The 16,120-nt window shown below is 66.3% G+C and carries 29 protein-coding genes; all 29 read left to right on the top strand.

The window, feature by feature from the left end:
* Positions 1–473: 473 nt before the first annotated feature.
* The 29 genes from rpsJ to AB0L33_RS07310 all read left to right on the top strand — a co-directional run bounded on the left by rpsJ (position 474) and on the right by AB0L33_RS07310 (position 16,117).
* A complete protein-coding gene (rpsJ, locus tag AB0L33_RS07450) occupies positions 474–782 on the top strand; it encodes a 30S ribosomal protein S10 (RefSeq protein WP_003948644.1) in 309 nt (102 codons plus the stop codon).
* 13 nt (positions 783–795) lie between these two features.
* A complete protein-coding gene (rplC, locus tag AB0L33_RS07445) occupies positions 796–1,440 on the top strand; it encodes a 50S ribosomal protein L3 (protein WP_365678564.1) in 645 nt (214 codons plus the stop codon).
* A 4-nt stretch (positions 1,441–1,444) separates the two neighbouring features.
* Positions 1,445–2,095 carry a 50S ribosomal protein L4 gene (gene rplD / locus AB0L33_RS07440; protein WP_365678562.1) on the top strand — a complete coding sequence of 217 codons (651 nt, stop codon included), beginning with the start codon at positions 1,445–1,447 and terminating at the stop codon, positions 2,093–2,095.
* On the top strand, positions 2,095–2,418 hold the full coding sequence (gene rplW / locus AB0L33_RS07435; RefSeq protein ID WP_003966958.1) for a 50S ribosomal protein L23: 324 nt from the start codon (positions 2,095–2,097) through the stop codon (positions 2,416–2,418). Before rplD ends, rplW begins: the two co-directional genes overlap by 1 nt.
* Before the next feature lie 38 nt (positions 2,419–2,456).
* Positions 2,457–3,293: a 50S ribosomal protein L2 gene (gene rplB / locus AB0L33_RS07430; protein ID WP_111337415.1), complete on the top strand. Its 837-nt coding sequence runs from the start codon at positions 2,457–2,459 to the stop codon at positions 3,291–3,293.
* A gap of 12 nt (positions 3,294–3,305) precedes the next feature.
* Positions 3,306–3,587 (top strand): 30S ribosomal protein S19, encoded by a 282-nt coding sequence (gene rpsS / locus AB0L33_RS07425; protein WP_073964433.1) that lies wholly within the window; start codon positions 3,306–3,308, stop codon positions 3,585–3,587.
* A 40-nt stretch (positions 3,588–3,627) separates the two neighbouring features.
* Positions 3,628–3,975, top strand: a complete 348-nt coding sequence (gene rplV, locus AB0L33_RS07420; protein WP_004571827.1) for a 50S ribosomal protein L22 — start codon at positions 3,628–3,630, stop codon at positions 3,973–3,975.
* The gene (gene rpsC / locus AB0L33_RS07415) at positions 3,975–4,811 is read left to right on the top strand and encodes a 30S ribosomal protein S3 (RefSeq protein WP_018101223.1); all 837 of its coding nucleotides are present in this window, start codon (positions 3,975–3,977) and stop codon (positions 4,809–4,811) included. The genes rplV and rpsC overlap by 1 nt, the downstream gene beginning before the upstream one ends.
* 5 nt (positions 4,812–4,816) lie before the next feature.
* Positions 4,817–5,236: a 50S ribosomal protein L16 gene (gene rplP, locus AB0L33_RS07410; protein WP_018101222.1), complete on the top strand. Its 420-nt coding sequence runs from the start codon at positions 4,817–4,819 to the stop codon at positions 5,234–5,236.
* Positions 5,236–5,460 (top strand): 50S ribosomal protein L29, encoded by a 225-nt coding sequence (gene rpmC / locus AB0L33_RS07405; protein WP_014047786.1) that lies wholly within the window; start codon positions 5,236–5,238, stop codon positions 5,458–5,460. The genes rplP and rpmC overlap by 1 nt, the downstream gene beginning before the upstream one ends.
* Positions 5,460–5,744 (top strand): 30S ribosomal protein S17, encoded by a 285-nt coding sequence (gene rpsQ / locus AB0L33_RS07400; RefSeq protein WP_136317111.1) that lies wholly within the window; start codon positions 5,460–5,462, stop codon positions 5,742–5,744. The genes rpmC and rpsQ overlap by 1 nt, the downstream gene beginning before the upstream one ends.
* Positions 5,745–5,845: 101 nt before the next feature.
* Positions 5,846–6,214, top strand: coding sequence for a 50S ribosomal protein L14 (rplN, locus tag AB0L33_RS07395; protein ID WP_003966950.1), 369 nt, complete (start codon positions 5,846–5,848; stop codon positions 6,212–6,214).
* Positions 6,215–6,216: 2 nt separating this feature from the next.
* Positions 6,217–6,540 (top strand): 50S ribosomal protein L24, encoded by a 324-nt coding sequence (gene rplX, locus AB0L33_RS07390; protein WP_073786786.1) that lies wholly within the window; start codon positions 6,217–6,219, stop codon positions 6,538–6,540.
* Positions 6,540–7,097, top strand: a complete 558-nt coding sequence (gene rplE / locus AB0L33_RS07385; protein ID WP_018101220.1) for a 50S ribosomal protein L5 — start codon at positions 6,540–6,542, stop codon at positions 7,095–7,097. The genes rplX and rplE overlap by 1 nt, the downstream gene beginning before the upstream one ends.
* A 2-nt stretch (positions 7,098–7,099) precedes the next feature.
* Positions 7,100–7,285 (top strand): type Z 30S ribosomal protein S14, encoded by a 186-nt coding sequence (locus AB0L33_RS07380; RefSeq protein ID WP_003948630.1) that lies wholly within the window; start codon positions 7,100–7,102, stop codon positions 7,283–7,285.
* Between the two features lie 224 nt (positions 7,286–7,509).
* The gene (gene rpsH / locus AB0L33_RS07375; RefSeq protein ID WP_018101219.1) at positions 7,510–7,908 is read left to right on the top strand and encodes a 30S ribosomal protein S8; all 399 of its coding nucleotides are present in this window, start codon (positions 7,510–7,512) and stop codon (positions 7,906–7,908) included.
* A 21-nt stretch (positions 7,909–7,929) separates the two neighbouring features.
* Positions 7,930–8,469: a 50S ribosomal protein L6 gene (gene rplF, locus AB0L33_RS07370; RefSeq protein WP_143621230.1), complete on the top strand. Its 540-nt coding sequence runs from the start codon at positions 7,930–7,932 to the stop codon at positions 8,467–8,469.
* A 2-nt stretch (positions 8,470–8,471) separates the two neighbouring features.
* Positions 8,472–8,855 carry a 50S ribosomal protein L18 gene (rplR, locus tag AB0L33_RS07365; protein ID WP_111337428.1) on the top strand — a complete coding sequence of 128 codons (384 nt, stop codon included), beginning with the start codon at positions 8,472–8,474 and terminating at the stop codon, positions 8,853–8,855.
* A 46-nt stretch (positions 8,856–8,901) separates the two neighbouring features.
* Complete coding sequence (rpsE, locus tag AB0L33_RS07360) at positions 8,902–9,507, top strand: 30S ribosomal protein S5 (RefSeq protein ID WP_018101216.1); 606 nt, start codon at positions 8,902–8,904, stop codon at positions 9,505–9,507.
* Complete coding sequence (gene rpmD, locus AB0L33_RS07355; RefSeq protein WP_003966943.1) at positions 9,507–9,689, top strand: 50S ribosomal protein L30; 183 nt, start codon at positions 9,507–9,509, stop codon at positions 9,687–9,689. The genes rpsE and rpmD overlap by 1 nt, the downstream gene beginning before the upstream one ends.
* A gap of 1 nt (position 9,690) precedes the next feature.
* Positions 9,691–10,146, top strand: a complete 456-nt coding sequence (gene rplO, locus AB0L33_RS07350) for a 50S ribosomal protein L15 (RefSeq protein WP_018519290.1) — start codon at positions 9,691–9,693, stop codon at positions 10,144–10,146.
* A gap of 224 nt (positions 10,147–10,370) precedes the next feature.
* The gene (gene secY, locus AB0L33_RS07345) at positions 10,371–11,690 is read left to right on the top strand and encodes a preprotein translocase subunit SecY (protein ID WP_365678556.1); all 1,320 of its coding nucleotides are present in this window, start codon (positions 10,371–10,373) and stop codon (positions 11,688–11,690) included.
* Positions 11,690–12,349 (top strand): adenylate kinase, encoded by a 660-nt coding sequence (locus tag AB0L33_RS07340; protein ID WP_365678554.1) that lies wholly within the window; start codon positions 11,690–11,692, stop codon positions 12,347–12,349. Before secY ends, AB0L33_RS07340 begins: the two co-directional genes overlap by 1 nt.
* A 129-nt stretch (positions 12,350–12,478) precedes the next feature.
* Positions 12,479–13,315, top strand: coding sequence for a type I methionyl aminopeptidase (gene map / locus AB0L33_RS07335; protein WP_365678552.1), 837 nt, complete (start codon positions 12,479–12,481; stop codon positions 13,313–13,315).
* Between the two features lie 164 nt (positions 13,316–13,479).
* Complete coding sequence (gene infA / locus AB0L33_RS07330) at positions 13,480–13,701, top strand: translation initiation factor IF-1 (RefSeq protein WP_003956442.1); 222 nt, start codon at positions 13,480–13,482, stop codon at positions 13,699–13,701.
* 60 nt (positions 13,702–13,761) lie between these two features.
* Positions 13,762–13,875 carry a 50S ribosomal protein L36 gene (gene rpmJ / locus AB0L33_RS07325; protein ID WP_003956441.1) on the top strand — a complete coding sequence of 38 codons (114 nt, stop codon included), beginning with the start codon at positions 13,762–13,764 and terminating at the stop codon, positions 13,873–13,875.
* Between the two features lie 191 nt (positions 13,876–14,066).
* On the top strand, positions 14,067–14,447 hold the full coding sequence (rpsM, locus tag AB0L33_RS07320) for a 30S ribosomal protein S13 (RefSeq protein ID WP_018101211.1): 381 nt from the start codon (positions 14,067–14,069) through the stop codon (positions 14,445–14,447).
* 105 nt (positions 14,448–14,552) lie between these two features.
* A complete protein-coding gene (gene rpsK / locus AB0L33_RS07315; RefSeq protein ID WP_003948617.1) occupies positions 14,553–14,957 on the top strand; it encodes a 30S ribosomal protein S11 in 405 nt (134 codons plus the stop codon).
* Positions 14,958–15,094: 137 nt separating this feature from the next.
* Positions 15,095–16,117, top strand: coding sequence for a DNA-directed RNA polymerase subunit alpha (locus tag AB0L33_RS07310; protein WP_003966937.1), 1,023 nt, complete (start codon positions 15,095–15,097; stop codon positions 16,115–16,117).
* Positions 16,118–16,120: the final 3 nt, after the last annotated feature.

The raw sequence follows: 16,120 nt of genomic DNA, 5'->3' as shown, positions 1-16,120 counted from the left end.
AACTGTAGGGGCGGGAGCACGCGCGTACGACCGAATAATGGGGGGAAGGACGGGGTCCGGGGGCCGTCCGGGGCGCGCCCGCGTTTGACCAGCCACTCGGTAGGGGTAAGATCCCGGGCCCGATTGGCCAGGCTCACAGCCCGTATGGCACACTAGCCAGGTTGCTCGGTTGAGTGTCAATGCTGCGCGCCTCCCGCCGGGAGGACCGGAAGCGAGTCCCACAGTACTCGTCGGCCCCATGCGGGCCGGACGTACGGGAATCTTCCGGGAAGCGTAAGTGGGGCACCGGCCAGGCACCCGGTGGGGTTTCGTCCCCCGGCAGCGTGGTCTTCGGCCCGCACCCCCTTGGTTGGGAAATCCTTCGGGACTTCTGCGTAGAGGGGATGCGACACGCCCGACCGCGTGGGTCGGAGACGGAGTTACCGAACCCCGGGTTCCAGAGCGTTAAACGAGAGACAGGACTACTAGTAGCCATGGCGGGACAGAAGATCCGCATCCGGCTCAAGGCCTACGACCACGAGGTCATCGACTCCTCGGCGAAGAAGATCGTCGAGACGGTGACCCGCACTGGTGCGTCGGTCGCGGGCCCGGTGCCGCTGCCCACTGAGAAGAACGTGTACTGCGTCATCAAGTCGCCGCACAAGTACAAGGACTCTCGCGAGCACTTCGAGATGCGCACGCACAAGCGCCTCATCGACATCCTCGACCCCACGCCGAAGACGGTTGACTCGCTGATGCGCCTCGACCTGCCGGCGGGCGTCGACATCGAGATCAAGCTCTGAGGGGACGGCCGAGATGAGCAAGAACATCAAGGGCGTCCTGGGCGAGAAGCTCGGCATGACCCAGGTCTGGGACGAGAACAACCGGGTCGTCCCGGTGACCGTCGTCAAGGCCGGTCCGTGCGTCGTGACGCAGGTCCGTACGAACGACAGCGACGGCTACGAGTCGGTGCAGATCGCCTTCGGCGAGATCGACCCGCGCAAGGTGAACAAGCCCCTCAAGGGCCACTTCGCCAAGGCCGACGTCACCCCGCGCCGCCACCTGGTGGAGATCCGCACCCCTGACGCGAGCGAGTACACGCTCGGCCAGGAGATCACCGCCCAGGTGTTCGAGTCCGGCGTCAAGGTTGACGTCACGGGCAAGAGCAAGGGCAAGGGCTTCGCCGGTGTCATGAAGCGTCACAACTTCCGGGGCCTCGGCGCCGGTCACGGCGTGCAGCGCAAGCACCGTTCCCCCGGTTCGATCGGTGGCTGCGCCACCCCTGGGCGTGTCTTCAAGGGCATGCGCATGGCCGGTCGCATGGGTAACGAGCGCGTCACCACCCAGAACCTGACCATCCACGCGGTTGACGCGGAGAAGGGTCTGCTCCTCATCAAGGGCGCGGTCCCCGGTCCGAACGGCGGCCTCGTCCTGGTCCGTACCGCGGCCAAGGGGGCTTGAGGTAATGAGCACCATTGACATCCTTTCGCCGGCAGGCGACAAGGCCGGTACCGTCGAGCTCCCCGCGGAGATCTTCGACGCGAAGACCAGCGTTCCGCTGATCCACCAGGTCGTCGTCGCACAGCTGGCAGCTGCCCGTCAGGGCACGCACAAGACCAAGTCCCGTGGCGAGGTCCGCGGTGGTGGGCGCAAGCCTTACCGCCAGAAGGGCACCGGCCGCGCGCGCCAGGGCTCGACCCGTGCGCCGCAGTTCGTCGGCGGTGGCGTCGTCCACGGCCCGCAGCCGCGTGACTACTCGCAGCGCACCCCGAAGAAGATGAAGGCCGCCGCCCTCCGTGGTGCCCTCTCCGACCGGGCGCGTCACTCCCGCATCCACGTCGTCACCGGCGTGGTCGAGGGTGGGATCTCTACGAAGGCCGCCAAGACGCTGCTCGGCAAGATCTCGGAGCGCAAGAACCTGCTCCTGGTCGTCGACCGCAACGACGAGGCCGCGTGGCTCTCCGCACGCAACCTGCCCCAGGTGCACATCCTGGAGCCGGGCCAGCTGAACACGTACGACGTGATCGTCTCTGACGACGTGGTCTTCACCCAGGCCGCCTTCGAGTCCTTCGTGTCTGGCCCCCAGACCGCTGAGACCGAAGGGAGCGACGCCTGATGAGCGAGGCGACCGTTACCAGCAAGACCTACTCCGACCCGCGCGACGTTCTCGTCAAGCCGGTTGTCTCGGAGAAGAGCTACGCGCTGCTCGACGAGAACAAGTACACGTTCATCGTCGCGCCGGGCTCCAACAAGACCCAGATCAAGCAGGCCGTCGAGGCGGTCTTCTCGGTCAAGGTCACCGGGGTCAACACGATCAACCGCCAGGGCAAGCGCAAGCGCACCCGCACCGGTTTCGGCAAGCGCGCCGACACCAAGCGCGCCATCGTGACCCTCGCTGAGGGCGACCGTATCGACATCTTCGGCGGCCCGACCTCCTAGTGAGGCCGAGTCGTCCGGAATCGGACGAGGACTGAGAAATGGGTATCCGCAAGTACAAGCCGACGACCCCGGGCCGTCGTGGCTCCAGCGTCGCCGACTTTGTCGAGATCACGCGGTCCACGCCGGAGAAGTCGCTGGTCCGCCCCCTGCACAACAAGGGCGGCCGTAACAACACCGGTCGTGTGACCGTTCGCCACCAGGGCGGTGGCCACAAGCGCGCCTACCGCGTGATCGACTTCCGTCGTCACGACAAGGACGGCGTGCCGGCCAAGGTCGCGCACATCGAGTACGACCCCAACCGCACCGCGCGCATCGCGCTCCTGCACTACGCGGACGGCGAGAAGCGCTACATCATCGCGCCGCGTGGCCTGGCGCAGGGCGACCGTGTCGAGAACGGCCCGGCCGCCGACATCAAGCCCGGCAACAACCTGGCGCTGCGCAACATCCCGGTCGGTACGACCATCCACGCCATCGAGCTGCGGCCCGGCGGCGGCGCGAAGTTCGCCCGCTCCGCGGGTGCCTCCGTGCAGCTGCTGGCGAAGGAGGGCACCATGGCCCACCTTCGTATGCCGTCGGGTGAGATCCGCCTGGTCGACGCCCGCTGCCGCGCCACCATCGGCGAGGTCGGCAACGCCGAGCAGTCGAACATCAACTGGGGCAAGGCCGGCCGCATGCGGTGGAAGGGCGTCCGCCCGACCGTCCGTGGTGTCGTCATGAACCCGGTCGACCACCCGCACGGTGGTGGTGAGGGCAAGACCTCCGGTGGCCGTCACCCGGTTTCGCCGTGGGGTAAGAAGGAAGGTCGTACTCGTTCGCCCAAGAAGGCGTCGAACAAGTACATCGTCCGCCGCCGCAAGACGAACAAGAAGCGCTAGGAGCGGGTTTAGATGCCGCGCAGTCTCAAGAAGGGGCCCTTCGTCGACGGCCACCTCGCCAAGAAGGTGGACGCACAGAACGAGGCAGGCACCAAGAACGTCATCAAGACCTGGTCCCGTCGCTCGATGATCGTCCCGGCCATGCTGGGTCACACCATCGCGGTGCACAACGGCAAGATCCACGTCCCGGTGTTCGTCACCGAGTCGATGGTCGGCCACAAGCTCGGCGAGTTCTCGCCGACTCGCACCTTCCGCGGCCACGTCAAGGACGACCGGAAGTCGAAGCGCCGCTAACGCGGGGTGACTGACTATGACTTACACCGAAGGGACAACCATGGAAGCCAGGGCCCAGGCGCGGTACATCCGCGTCACGCCCATGAAGGCCCGCCGCGTGGTGGACCTCATCCGTGGCATGGACGCCACGGAGGCTCAGGCGGTCCTGCGTTTCGCCCCGCAGGCCGCGAGCGTGCCGGTCGGCAAGGTGCTGGACAGCGCCATTGCCAACGCCGCACACAACTACGACCACACCGACGCCTCTTCGCTGGTCATCAGCGAGGCGTACGTGGATGAGGGCCCGACCCTGAAGCGGTTCCGTCCGCGCGCCCAGGGCCGTGCCTACCGGATCCGTAAGCGGACCAGCCACATCACCGTGGTCGTCAGCAGCAAGGAAGGAACCCGGTAATGGGCCAGAAGGTAAACCCGCACGGGTTCCGGCTCGGCATCACCACGGACTTCAAGTCCCGCTGGTACGCCGACAAGCTGTACAAGGACTACGTCAAGGAAGACGTCGCCATTCGTCGCATGATGACGAAGGGCATGGAGCGCGCCGGCATCTCGAAGGTTGAGATCGAGCGCACCCGCGACCGCGTCCGCGTCGACATCCACACCGCTCGCCCGGGCATCGTCATCGGCCGCCGCGGCGCCGAGGCCGACCGCATCCGCGGCGAGCTGGAGAAGCTGACCGGCAAGCAGGTCCAGCTGAACATCCTCGAGGTCAAGAACCCCGAGGTGGACGCTCAGCTGGTGGCCCAGGCCGTCGCCGAGCAGCTCTCCTCCCGCGTCTCCTTCCGTCGTGCCATGCGCAAGAGCATGCAGAGCACGATGAAGGCCGGCGCCAAGGGCATCAAGGTCCAGTGCGGCGGCCGCCTCGGCGGCGCCGAGATGTCCCGCTCGGAGTTCTACCGCGAGGGCCGTGTGCCCCTGCACACGCTCCGCGCGAACGTCGACTACGGCTTCTTCGAGGCCAAGACGACCTTCGGCCGCATCGGCGTGAAGGTCTGGATCTACAAGGGCGACGTCAAGAACATCGCCGAGGTCCGCGCCGAGAACGCTGCTGCCCGTGCGGGCAACCGCCCGGCCCGTGGCGGCGCTGACCGCCCGGCCGGCCGCGGTGGCCGCGGTGGCGAGCGTGGCGGCCGCGGCCGCAAGCCGCAGCAGTCGGCTCCGGCCGCCGAGGCCCCCAAGGCCGAGGCGACCGCCGCTGCTCCGGCTGCTGAGAGCACCGGAACGGAGGCCTGACCGAAATGCTGATCCCCCGTAGGGTCAAGCACCGCAAGCAGCACCACCCCAAGCGCAGCGGCATGTCCAAGGGTGGCACGCAGGTTGCGTTCGGCGAGTACGGCATCCAGGCGCTGACCCCGGCGTACGTGACGAACCGTCAGATCGAGTCCGCTCGTATCGCGATGACCCGTCACATCAAGCGCGGCGGCAAGGTCTGGATCAACATCTACCCGGACCGTCCCCTCACCAAGAAGCCTGCCGAGACCCGCATGGGTTCCGGTAAGGGTTCCCCGGAGTGGTGGATCGCCAACGTCAAGCCCGGACGCGTCATGTTCGAGCTGTCGTACCCCAACGAGAAGATCGCCCGTGAGGCGCTGACTCGTGCGGCCCACAAGCTGCCGATGAAGTGCCGGATCGTCAAGCGCGAGGCAGGTGAAGCGTGATGTCGGCCGGTACCAAGGCGTCCGAGCTGCGCGAGCTGGGCAACGAGGAGCTCCTGAACAAGCTCCGCGAGGCCAAGGAAGAGCTGTTCAACCTCCGCTTCCAGGCGGCGACGGGCCAGCTCGAGAACCACGGTCGGCTCAAGTCCGTCCGTAAGGACATCGCCCGGATCTACACCCTGATGCGCGAGCGCGAGCTGGGCATCGAAACGGTGGAGAGCGTCTGATGAGCGAGAACACTGTGACTGAGACCAAGACCGAGCGCGGCTTCCGCAAGACCCGCGAGGGCCTCGTCGTCAGCGACAAGATGGACAAGACCGTCGTCGTCGCCGTCGAGGACCGCGTGAAGCACGCGCTGTACGGCAAGGTCATCCGCCGTACGAACAAGCTCAAGGCCCACGACGAGCAGAACTCCGCCGGTGTCGGCGACCGCGTCCTCCTGATGGAGACCCGGCCGCTGTCCGCCACCAAGCGGTGGCGCATCGTCGAGATCCTCGAGAAGGCCAAGTAATTCCTGAGGGGACTTCCCCTCAGGTCAGTTCCGCCAGGCTCGGCAGGGGCACCCGTTAGCGGGGCCCCTGCCGGGAACCGGCAGACGATCAGGAGATAGACGTGATCCAGCAGGAGTCGCGACTGCGCGTCGCCGACAACACGGGTGCGAAGGAAATTCTCACCATCCGTGTTCTCGGTGGCTCGGGTCGCCGCTACGCGGGCATCGGTGACGTCATCGTCGCCACCGTCAAGGACGCGATCCCCGGTGGCAACGTGAAGAAGGGTGACGTCGTCAAGGCGGTCATCGTTCGCACCGTCAAGGAGCGTCGTCGCCAGGATGGCTCGTACATCCGCTTCGACGAGAACGCCGCCGTCATTCTGAAGAACGACGGCGACCCCCGCGGCACCCGTATCTTCGGCCCGGTGGGCCGTGAGCTGCGCGAGAAGAAGTTCATGAAGATCATCTCGCTCGCGCCGGAGGTGCTGTAAGCATGAAGATCAAGAAGGGCGACCTGGTACAGGTCATCACCGGCAAGGACAAGGGCAAGCAGGGCAAGGTCATCGTGGCCTACCCCGCTCAGGACCGCGTCCTCGTCGAGGGTGTCAACCGGGTCAAGAAGCACACCAAGGCCGGCCAGACCGCTCGCGGTTCGCAGACCGGTGGCATTGTGACGACCGAGGCCCCGATCCACGTCAGCAACGTGCAGCTGGTTGTTGAGAAGGACGGCAAGAAGGTCGTTACTCGCGTCGGCTACCGCTTTGACGACGAGGGCAACAAGATCCGTGTTGCCAAGCGCACCGGTGAGGACATCTGATGACTACCACCACCGCGCCGCGTCTGAAGACGCGCTACCGCGAGGAAATCGCCGGCAAGCTGCGTGAGGAGTTCTCCTACGAGAACGTCATGCAGATCCCCGGTCTGGTCAAGATCGTGGTCAACATGGGTGTGGGCGACGCCGCCCGCGACTCCAAGCTGATCGACGGTGCCGTCAAGGACCTCACCACGATCACCGGTCAGAAGCCGGCCGTCACCAAGGCCCGCAAGTCGATCGCGCAGTTCAAGCTGCGCGAGGGGCAGCCGATCGGCTGCCACGTCACCCTCCGCGGTGACCGCATGTGGGAGTTCCTGGACCGTACGCTGTCGCTCGCGCTGCCGCGTATCCGTGACTTCCGCGGCCTGTCGCCCAAGCAGTTCGACGGCCGTGGCAACTACACCTTCGGTCTCACGGAGCAGGTCATGTTCCACGAGATCGACCAGGACAAGATCGACCGGGTCCGGGGCATGGACATCACCGTGGTCACCACGGCGACCAATGACGACGAGGGTCGTGCCCTCCTTCGTCACCTCGGCTTCCCGTTCAAGGAGAACTGACCGTGGCGAAGAAGGCTCTGATCGCTAAGGCCGCCCGCAAGCCGAAGTTCGGCGTCCGGGGTTACACCCGTTGCCAGCGCTGCGGCCGGCCCCACTCCGTCTACCGCAAGTTCGGCCTGTGCCGCGTGTGCCTTCGTGAGATGGCTCACCGCGGCGAGCTGCCGGGCGTGACCAAGAGCTCCTGGTAATTCTCCTTCGCCCTCTGGGCGTTGGGAATCACCGGAGACTCTCGGTAAGCATCTGGTCGGCAGGAGTCCGGCCCCGCATGCCGTAGGCTTGCAGGGTTGGGCGCCTGCCGCCCATGACCGACTTACTACGCCGTAGGTCCCCGCACCGCACCCGTCCCGCCTCTGAGCGGGGAGAGGGATGGCGCATACAGGAAACCCCGGCGAGAGAGGCCGAAGGCCAACTCATGACCATGACTGATCCCATCGCAGACATGCTCACGCGTCTGCGCAACGCGAACTCGGCGTATCACGACGACGTCGTGATGCCGCACAGCAAGATCAAGTCGCACATCGCGGAGATCCTCCAGCAGGAGGGCTTCATCACCGGCTGGAAGGTCGAGGACGCCGAGGTCGGCAAGAACCTCGTCCTCCAGCTGAAGTTCGGCCCGAACCGCGAGCGCTCGATCGCCGGCATCAAGCGCATCTCGAAGCCGGGTCTGCGTGTCTACGCAAAGTCCACCAACCTGCCGAAGGTCCTCGGCGGCCTGGGCGTGGCGATCATCTCCACGTCCCACGGTCTCCTGACCGGCCAGCAGGCTCAGAAGAAGGGCGTAGGTGGGGAAGTCCTCGCCTACGTCTGGTAGTCGGGAACGGAGGAATAGCTCATGTCGCGAATCGGCAAGCTCCCCATCCAGGTTCCCGCCGGTGTGGACGTCACCATCGATGGCCGGACGGTCAACGTGAAGGGCCCCAAGGGCACCCTCACGCACACCGTCGCGGCGCCCATCGAGGTCACCAAGGGTGAGGACGGCGTCCTGAACGTCGTCCGCCCGAACGACGAGCGTCAGAACAAGGCCCTGCACGGCCTGTCCCGCACGCTGGTGGCGAACATGATCACCGGTGTGACCCAGGGGTACATCAAGGCGCTCGAGATCAGCGGTGTCGGTTACCGCGTCCAGGCGAAGGGCTCCAACCTGGAGTTCGCCCTGGGCTACAGCCACCCGATCCTGATCGAGGCCCCGGAGGGCATCACCTTCAAGGTGGAGACCCCCACGAAGTTCACCGTCGAGGGCATCGACAAGCAGAAGGTCGGCGAGACCGCGGCCAAGATCCGCAAGCTGCGGAAGCCTGACCCGTACAAGGCCAAGGGCGTCAAGTACGCCGGCGAGGTCATCCGCCGCAAGGTCGGAAAGGCTGGTAAGTAGCCATGGCATACGGCGTGAAGATCGCCAAGGGCGACGCGTACAAGCGCGCGGCTCGCAAGCGGCGCCACATCCGCGTCCGCAAGCACATCTCCGGTTCGCCGGAGCGTCCGCGCCTGGTCGTGACCCGCTCCAACCGCCACATGGTGGCTCAGGTCATCGACGACATCGCGGGCCACACGCTCGCGTCGGCGTCGACCCTGGACGTCTCCATCCGTGGTGGCGAGGGCGACAAGAGCAGCCAGGCCAAGCAGGTCGGCGCCCTGGTCGCCGAGCGTGCCAAGGCCGCAGGCGTCGAGGCCGTCGTGTTTGACCGCGGTGGTAACCAGTACGCCGGGCGGATTGCCGCTCTGGCTGACGCCGCCCGTGAAGCCGGGCTGAAGTTCTAGCCCCGGTTCCTACGCACAGCGGACGTAACAGAGAGAGGTAAATCCAATGGCTGGACCCCAGCGCCGCGGAAGCGGTGCCGGTGGCGGCGAGCGGCGGGACCGGAAGGGCCGTGACGGCGGCGCTGCCGCCGCCGAGAAGACCGCGTACGTCGAGCGCGTCGTCGCGATCAACCGAGTCGCCAAGGTTGTGAAGGGTGGTCGTCGCTTCAGCTTCACCGCGCTGGTCGTGGTGGGCGATGGTGACGGCACCGTCGGTGTCGGTTACGGCAAGGCCAAGGAAGTTCCCGCGGCCATCGCCAAGGGCGTGGAAGAGGCCAAGAAGAACTTCTTCAAGGTCCCGCGCATCCAGGGCACCATCCCTCACCCGATCCAGGGTGAGAAGGCCGCGGGCGTCGTCCTGCTCAAGCCGGCTTCCCCGGGTACCGGTGTGATCGCCGGTGGTCCGGTGCGCGCCGTGCTGGAGTGCGCCGGCGTCCACGACATCCTGTCGAAGTCGCTCGGGTCCTCGAACCCGATCAACATCGTGCACGCGACCGTGGCGGCCCTCCAGGGCCTGCAGCGTCCCGAGGAGATCGCGGCCCGCCGCGGTCTGCCCCTCGAGGACGTCGCCCCCGCGGCTCTGCTTCGTGCGCGTGCGGGAGCGGGTGCGTAATGGCTCGCCTCAAGATCACGCAGACGAAGTCGTACATCGGCAGCAAGCAGAACCACCGCGACACCCTGCGTTCGCTCGGGCTCAAGCGCCTGAACGACTCGGTTGTCAAGGAGGACCGCCCCGAGTTCCGCGGCATGGTGCACACCGTCCGCCACCTCGTGACGGTTGAGGAGGTCGACTGACATGGCGGAGAACAAGCCGCTGAAGGCCCATGACCTCCGGCCTGCCCCGGGCGCCAAGACCGCCAAGACCCGTGTGGGTCGTGGTGAGGCGTCCAAGGGTAAGACCGCCGGTCGTGGCACCAAGGGCACCAAGGCCCGCTACCAGGTTCCGGAGCGCTTCGAGGGTGGGCAGATGCCCCTCCACATGCGCCTCCCGAAGCTCAAGGGCTTCAAGAACCCGTTCCGCACGGAGTACCAGGTCGTGAACCTGGACAAGCTCGCGACGCTCTACCCCGAGGGTGGAGAGGTCACGGTGGCCGACCTGGTCGCCAAGGGTGCCGTGCGCAACAACCACCTCGTCAAGGTCCTCGGACAGGGCGAGATCTCCGTGGCGCTGCAGGTTTCGGTTGACGCCGTCTCCGGCTCCGCCAAGGAGAAGATCACCGCCGCCGGCGGTACCGTCACCGAGCTCGTCTGAGACAACTCGGACACCTAGGTGGCCTGAACATCCGACCGGGGATGCCCTCTCAAATGGGGCATCCCCGGTTGGTCGTTCCTAGGGGGGCATGTACGCCGGTAAGGTGGCGTCCGTTGCTGTGGTAACCCCTGGGCGCACGCGTTCGGGGCTCCTTGGCTTTTACGTATCCGTCGATCCTCAAGACCGTCACCTCTACGCTCTGCGCGGGGGTCGCAGGAGGCACCGTGCTCACCGGCTTCGCCCGGGCGTTCAAGACGCCCGACCTGCGCAAGAAGCTGCTCTTCACTCTCGGCATCATCGTGCTCTACCGGCTCGGGGCCCACATCCCGGTACCGGGCGTGAGCTACGAGAACGTCCAGACCTGTGTTGATCAGGCCAGCAAGGGCAACAACAGCCTCTTCGGCCTGGTGAACATGTTCAGCGGTGGTGCGCTGCTGCAGATCACGATCTTCGCGCTCGGCATCATGCCGTACATCACGGCCAGCATCATTCTCCAGCTGCTGACCGTGGTCATCCCCCGACTCGAGGCGCTCAAGAAGGAGGGGCAGTCCGGCCAGGCCAAGATCACGCAGTACACGCGTTACCTGACGGTCGCGCTCGCCATCCTCCAGGGCACCGGCCTGGTGGCCACCGCCCGCAGCGGCGCCCTGTTCAGCGGCTGCCCGGTCGCCGACCAGATCGTTCCGAACGACTCGCTGTTCACGACGATCACGATGGTCATCACGATGACCGCCGGCACCGCCGCCGTCATGTGGCTCGGTGAGCTCATCACCGACCGCGGCATCGGCAACGGCATGTCGATCCTGATGTTCATCTCGATCGCCGCGACCTTCCCGTCGGCCATGTGGGCCATCAAGACCAGCGGCAAGCTGGCGGACGGCTGGATCGAGTTCTTCACCGTCATCCTGGTCGGCTTCGTCATGGTGGCCCTCGTCGTCTTCGTCGAGCAGGCCCAGCGCCGTATCCCGGTGCAGTACGCGAAGCGCATGATCGGACGCCGTTCGTACGGCGGCACCTCCACCTACATCCCGCTGAAGGTGAACCAGGCGGGTGTGATCCCCGTCATCTTCGCTTCTTCGCTGCTCTACATCCCGGCCCTGATCGTCCAGTTCTCCAACTCCAAGGCGGGCTGGGCCATCTGGATCCAGGACAACCTGACCAAGGGCACGCACCCGTACTACATGACGGCGTACTTCCTGTTGATCGTGTTCTTCGCCTTCTTCTACGTGGCGATCTCGTTCAACCCCGAGGAAGTCGCCGACAACATGAAGAAGTATGGTGGCTTCATCCCGGGTATCCGGGCTGGTCGACCTACTGCCGAGTACCTGAGCTATGTGCTCAACAGGATCACTTGGCCGGGCTCGCTGTACCTGGGTCTGATCGCTCTGGTGCCGACGATGGCGTTGGCAAGCTTCGGTGGCGCTAACCAGAACTTCCCGTTCGGCGGGACGAGCATCCTCATCATCGTGGGTGTGGGTCTGGAGACCGTGAAGCAGATCGAGAGTCAGCTCCAGCAGCGCAATTACGAAGGGTTCCTCCGCTGATGCGAATCGTCCTCGTCGGCCCGCCGGGTGCCGGCAAGGGAACGCAGGCCGCGTACCTTGCCAAGAACCTGTCGATTCCGCACATCTCCACGGGCGACCTCTTCCGCGCCAACATCAGCCAGGGCACCGACCTTGGCAAGCAGGCCCGCGCCTTCATGGACGCGGGGCAGCTGGTGCCGGACGAGGTGACGATCGGGATGGCCAAGGACCGCATGTCCCAGCCGGACGCGGTCAACGGCTTCCTGCTCGACGGCTTCCCGCGCAACGTGGGTCAGGCCGAAGCCCTGGACGTGATGCTCAAGGACGAGGGCGTGAAGCTGGACGCCGTGCTCGACCTGGAGGTCCCCGAGGACGAGGTCGTGAAGCGGATCGCGGGTCGCCGCATCTGCCGCAACGACAGTGCGCACGTCTTCCACGCCACGTACAACCCGCCGAAGACCGAGGGCGTCTGCGACACCTGCGGCGGCGAGCTGTACCAGCGCGACGACGACAGCGAGGAGACGGTGCGTACCCGGCTGGAGGTCTACCACACGCAGACCGAGCCGATCATCGACTACTACCGGGCGCAGGACCTGGTGGTCACCATCTCCGCGCTCGGCAAGGTCACCGATGTGACCGACCGGGCCATGGAGGCGTTGAAGAAGTCCGCGGAGGACTGAGCGCCCACCCCTGCAGTAACGCAGTACGAGCCGGCCGCGGCGTCCTCGGACGCCGCGGCCGACTGCGTGCCGCCGCGTATCGTGGAAGACCCGTCCCCCGTCACCGTCCCACCGGAAAGGCGCCGCAGCATGGTGCAGATCAAGACCCCCGAGCAGATCGCGAAGATGCGCGAGGCGGGGCTGGTGGTCGCTGCCATCCACGCGGCCACCCGTGAGGCGGCGGTGCCCGGCGCCACCACCCGCGACCTGGACCAGGTGGCACGCAAGGTGATCGCCGACCACGGTGCGAAGTCGAACTTCCTCGGGTACGGCGGGTTCCCCGCGACCATCTGCACCTCGGTCAACGAGGTCGTCGTCCACGGCATCCCGGACGACAGGACGGTCCTCAAGGACGGCGACATCATCTCCATCGACGCCGGGGCGATCGTGGACGGCTGGCACGGCGACGCCGCGTACACCGCCTTCGTCGGCACGGGGCACGCGCCGGAGCTAATCGAGCTCTCCCGGGTGACCGAGGAGTCGATGTGGGCCGGCATCGCCGCGATGAAGGTCAACAACCGGCTGATCGACATCTCGAAGGCGATCGAGTCCTACATCCGCCGCCAGCCCCGCCCCGCCACCGGCAAGTACGGGATCATCGAGGACTACGGCGGGCACGGCATCGGCACCGAGATGCACATGGACCCGCACCTGCTGAACTACGTCTCCCGCAAGCGCGGCAAGGGCATCAAGCTGGTCCCGGGCGTCTGCCTGGCGATCGAGCCCATGGTCTCGCTGGGCACCCCGCACACCGAGGTGCTGGAGGACGAGTGGACCGTCATCACCACGGACGGCACCTGGTCCTCGCACTGGGAGCACTCCATCGCCCTCACGGAGCAGGGCCCGCTGGTCCTCACCGCCCCGGACTGCGGCCGCGAGAAGCTGGCCCAGTACGGCGTGGAGGCGGCGCCGGACCCCCTCGGCTGATTGGAGCCCGCGGGGAGGTCTAAGGATCTCCCCGGCTGGGCAAACTTGACGGATTCGCCTTTGGGAGTCCGCTGACGTAGACTGACTCGTCGGCTCTCGTGCATCCGTGTGTCCGCATGCGGGGAACGAAAGTCGATCAAGGTAGCCGATTCGAAGGGCGAAGCGTGGCCAAGAAGCAAGGTGCCATCGAAATTGAGGGCACCGTGATCGAGTCCCTCCCGAACGCCATGTTCAAGGTGGAGCTCCAGAACGGTCACAAGGTCCTCGCGCACATCAGCGGCAAGATGCGTATGCACTACATCCGCATCCTCCCGGATGACCGGGTCGTCGTGGAGCTCTCTCCGTACGACCTGACGCGTGGCCGGATCGTCTACCGCTACAAGTAGATCTTGCCGCCGTCCGCTTCCGTGCGGGCGTGGGCACTGACCCGGAGAACCTGACATCCCATGAAGGTCAAGCCGAGCGTCAAGAAGATCTGCGACAAGTGCAAGGTGATCCGCCGTCACGGCCGGGTCATGGTCATCTGCGACAACCTGCGCCACAAGCAGCGCCAGGGCTGACGCACGACCCCCTGCATCTCGCAGTTCGCGCGACGCACGTAACACGTACATACGCAGAATCCGTCCAAGCCACGGCTGACGGCACCTCCGGCGGGGGCCGGGGACCCGGACGTACCACCTCTCCCAGCGAGGGGTCGGCGGTCGGGAGTGGTTCTGCGGAAGACCCCCGACTTAACAACTGGAGCCATTGAATGGCACGCGTTTCAGGTGTTGACATCCCGCGCGAAAAGCGCGTGGAGGTTGCCCTCACCTACGTCTTCGGTATCGGGCGCACCCGGTCCAAGGAGATCCTCGCCGCCTCCGGCGTGAACCCGAACACCCGCGTTCGCGACCTGGCCGAAGAGGACCTGGTCAAGATCCGCGAGTACGTGGACGCCAACCTCCGCACCGAGGGTGACCTCCGCCGCGAGATCCAGGCCGACATCCGCCGCAAGGTCGAGATCGGCTGCTACCAGGGTCTCCGTCACCGCCGCGGTCTGCCGGTCCACGGCCAGCGCACCAGCACCAACGCCCGTACCCGCAAGGGTCCGCGTCGCGCGATCGCCGGCAAGAAGAAGCCCGGCAAGAAGTAGTCCTCAGCGGACGCACTGCGGGCGACCGGCACATCCGGCCTCCGCAGCAACCAGCGGTCTTCGCTGTAGGACCGATCACCTCCCCTCTCCATCTGGAGTCAAGACATGCCCCCCAAGGGTCGTCAGGGCGCAGCCAAGAAGGTGCGTCGCAAGGAAAAGAAGAACGTCGCTCACGGCCACGCGCACATCAAGAGCACGTTCAACAACACGATCGTCTCGATCACGGACCCCACGGGCAACGTGATCTCCTGGGCCTCCGCCGGCCACGTCGGCTTCAAGGGCTCGCGCAAGTCCACCCCCTTCGCCGCGCAGATGGCCGCCGAGTCGGCCGCCCGCCGCGCGCAGGAGCACGGCATGCGCAAGGTCGACGTCTTCGTGAAGGGTCCGGGCTCCGGCCGCGAGACCGCGATCCGCTCCCTCCAGGCCACGGGCCTCGAGGTCGGTTCGATCCAGGACGTCACCCCGACGCCGCACAACGGCTGCCGTCCGCCGAAGCGTCGCCGCGTCTGAGTCGTCACGGCCGGTGACGGCCGTGCGCCAGTAGCGCCGGGTCCGGGCGGTACACCTCTTCGGAGGCGTACCGCCCGTACCCTTGTTACATCTGTCGGGCATCAAATAGTGGGTGCCCCCGACTGAAGGATCACAGCATGCTTATCGCTCAGCGTCCGTCGCTGACCGAAGAGGTCGTCGACGAATTCCGTTCGCGGTTCGTCATCGAGCCGCTGGAGCCGGGCTTCGGCTACACGCTCGGCAACTCCCTGCGCCGCACGCTCCTCTCCTCGATTCCGGGTGCCGCTGTCACCAGCATCCGCATCGACGGTGTCCTGCACGAGTTCACCACCGTGCCGGGCGTCAAGGAGGACGTGACCGACCTCATCCTCAACATCAAGCAGCTGGTCGTCTCCTCGGAGCACGACGAGCCGGTCGTGATGTACCTGCGCAAGCAGGGCCCCGGCTTGGTCACCGCCGCGGACATCGCGCCGCCGGCCGGTGTCGAGGTGCACAACCCGGACCTGGTCCTCGCCACGCTGAACGGCAAGGGCAAGCTGGAGATGGAGCTGACCGTCGAGCGCGGTCGCGGCTACGTCTCCGCCGTCCAGAACAAGCAGGTGGGCCAGGAGATCGGCCGCATCCCGGTCGACTCCATCTACTCGCCGGTGCTCAAGGTCACGTACAAGGTCGAGGCGACCCGTGTCGAGCAGCGCACCGACTTCGACAAGCTGATCGTCGACGTCGAGACCAAGCAGGCCATGCGTCCGCGTGACGCGATGGCTTCGGCCGGTAAGACCCTGGTCGAGCTGTTCGGTCTGGCGCGCGAGCTCAACATCGACGCCGAGGGCATCGACATGGGCCCGTCGCCGACGGACGCCGCGCTCGCGGCGGACCTGGCGCTGCCGATCGAGGAGCTGGAGCTCACGGTCCGCTCGTACAACTGCCTGAAGCGCGAGGGCATCCACTCGGTGGGCGAGCTGGTGGCCCGCTCCGAGGCGGACCTGCTCGACATCCGCAACTTCGGTGCGAAGTCGATCGACGAGGTCAAGGCGAAGCTGGCCGGTATGGGCCTGGCGCTCAAGGACTCGCCTCCCGGCTTCGACCCGACCGCCGCCGCCGACGCCTTCGGCGCCGATGACGACGCGGACGCCGGGTTCGTGGAGACCGAGCAGTACTAGTAC

Source organism: Streptomyces sp. NPDC052299, from assembly GCF_040679335.1.
GTDB lineage: Bacteria > Actinomycetota > Actinomycetes > Streptomycetales > Streptomycetaceae > Streptomyces.
The sequence above is the reverse complement of the archived record's forward strand: the minus strand, read 5'-3'. Positions and strand labels throughout refer to the sequence as shown.

What these genes read in the sequence shown, in the direction of transcription:
- rplX (WP_073786786.1), top strand. Translation starts at nt 6,217, where the DNA reads ATGAAGATCAAGAAGGGCGACCTGGTACAGGTCATCACCGGCAAGGAC.
- rpmC (WP_014047786.1), top strand. Translation starts at nt 5,236, where the DNA reads ATGTCGGCCGGTACCAAGGCGTCCGAGCTGCGCGAGCTGGGCAACGAG.
- rplC (WP_365678564.1), top strand. Translation starts at nt 796, where the DNA reads ATGAGCAAGAACATCAAGGGCGTCCTGGGCGAGAAGCTCGGCATGACC.
- rplV (WP_004571827.1), top strand. Translation starts at nt 3,628, where the DNA reads ATGGAAGCCAGGGCCCAGGCGCGGTACATCCGCGTCACGCCCATGAAG.
- AB0L33_RS07310 (WP_003966937.1), top strand. Translation starts at nt 15,095, where the DNA reads ATGCTTATCGCTCAGCGTCCGTCGCTGACCGAAGAGGTCGTCGACGAA.
- rpsS (WP_073964433.1), top strand. Translation starts at nt 3,306, where the DNA reads ATGCCGCGCAGTCTCAAGAAGGGGCCCTTCGTCGACGGCCACCTCGCC.
- map (WP_365678552.1), top strand. Translation starts at nt 12,479, where the DNA reads ATGGTGCAGATCAAGACCCCCGAGCAGATCGCGAAGATGCGCGAGGCG.
- rpsC (WP_018101223.1), top strand. Translation starts at nt 3,975, where the DNA reads ATGGGCCAGAAGGTAAACCCGCACGGGTTCCGGCTCGGCATCACCACG.
- rplW (WP_003966958.1), top strand. Translation starts at nt 2,095, where the DNA reads ATGAGCGAGGCGACCGTTACCAGCAAGACCTACTCCGACCCGCGCGAC.
- rplP (WP_018101222.1), top strand. Translation starts at nt 4,817, where the DNA reads ATGCTGATCCCCCGTAGGGTCAAGCACCGCAAGCAGCACCACCCCAAG.
- rpmJ (WP_003956441.1), top strand. Translation starts at nt 13,762, where the DNA reads ATGAAGGTCAAGCCGAGCGTCAAGAAGATCTGCGACAAGTGCAAGGTG.
- rplO (WP_018519290.1), top strand. Translation starts at nt 9,691, where the DNA reads ATGGCGGAGAACAAGCCGCTGAAGGCCCATGACCTCCGGCCTGCCCCG.
- rplB (WP_111337415.1), top strand. Translation starts at nt 2,457, where the DNA reads ATGGGTATCCGCAAGTACAAGCCGACGACCCCGGGCCGTCGTGGCTCC.
- rpsM (WP_018101211.1), top strand. Translation starts at nt 14,067, where the DNA reads ATGGCACGCGTTTCAGGTGTTGACATCCCGCGCGAAAAGCGCGTGGAG.
- rplD (WP_365678562.1), top strand. Translation starts at nt 1,445, where the DNA reads ATGAGCACCATTGACATCCTTTCGCCGGCAGGCGACAAGGCCGGTACC.
- rpsK (WP_003948617.1), top strand. Translation starts at nt 14,553, where the DNA reads ATGCCCCCCAAGGGTCGTCAGGGCGCAGCCAAGAAGGTGCGTCGCAAG.
- rplF (WP_143621230.1), top strand. Translation starts at nt 7,930, where the DNA reads ATGTCGCGAATCGGCAAGCTCCCCATCCAGGTTCCCGCCGGTGTGGAC.
- rplE (WP_018101220.1), top strand. Translation starts at nt 6,540, where the DNA reads ATGACTACCACCACCGCGCCGCGTCTGAAGACGCGCTACCGCGAGGAA.
- rpsE (WP_018101216.1), top strand. Translation starts at nt 8,902, where the DNA reads ATGGCTGGACCCCAGCGCCGCGGAAGCGGTGCCGGTGGCGGCGAGCGG.
- rpsH (WP_018101219.1), top strand. Translation starts at nt 7,510, where the DNA reads ATGACCATGACTGATCCCATCGCAGACATGCTCACGCGTCTGCGCAAC.
- AB0L33_RS07340 (WP_365678554.1), top strand. Translation starts at nt 11,690, where the DNA reads ATGCGAATCGTCCTCGTCGGCCCGCCGGGTGCCGGCAAGGGAACGCAG.
- rpmD (WP_003966943.1), top strand. Translation starts at nt 9,507, where the DNA reads ATGGCTCGCCTCAAGATCACGCAGACGAAGTCGTACATCGGCAGCAAG.
- rpsJ (WP_003948644.1), top strand. Translation starts at nt 474, where the DNA reads ATGGCGGGACAGAAGATCCGCATCCGGCTCAAGGCCTACGACCACGAG.
- rplR (WP_111337428.1), top strand. Translation starts at nt 8,472, where the DNA reads ATGGCATACGGCGTGAAGATCGCCAAGGGCGACGCGTACAAGCGCGCG.
- rpsQ (WP_136317111.1), top strand. Translation starts at nt 5,460, where the DNA reads ATGAGCGAGAACACTGTGACTGAGACCAAGACCGAGCGCGGCTTCCGC.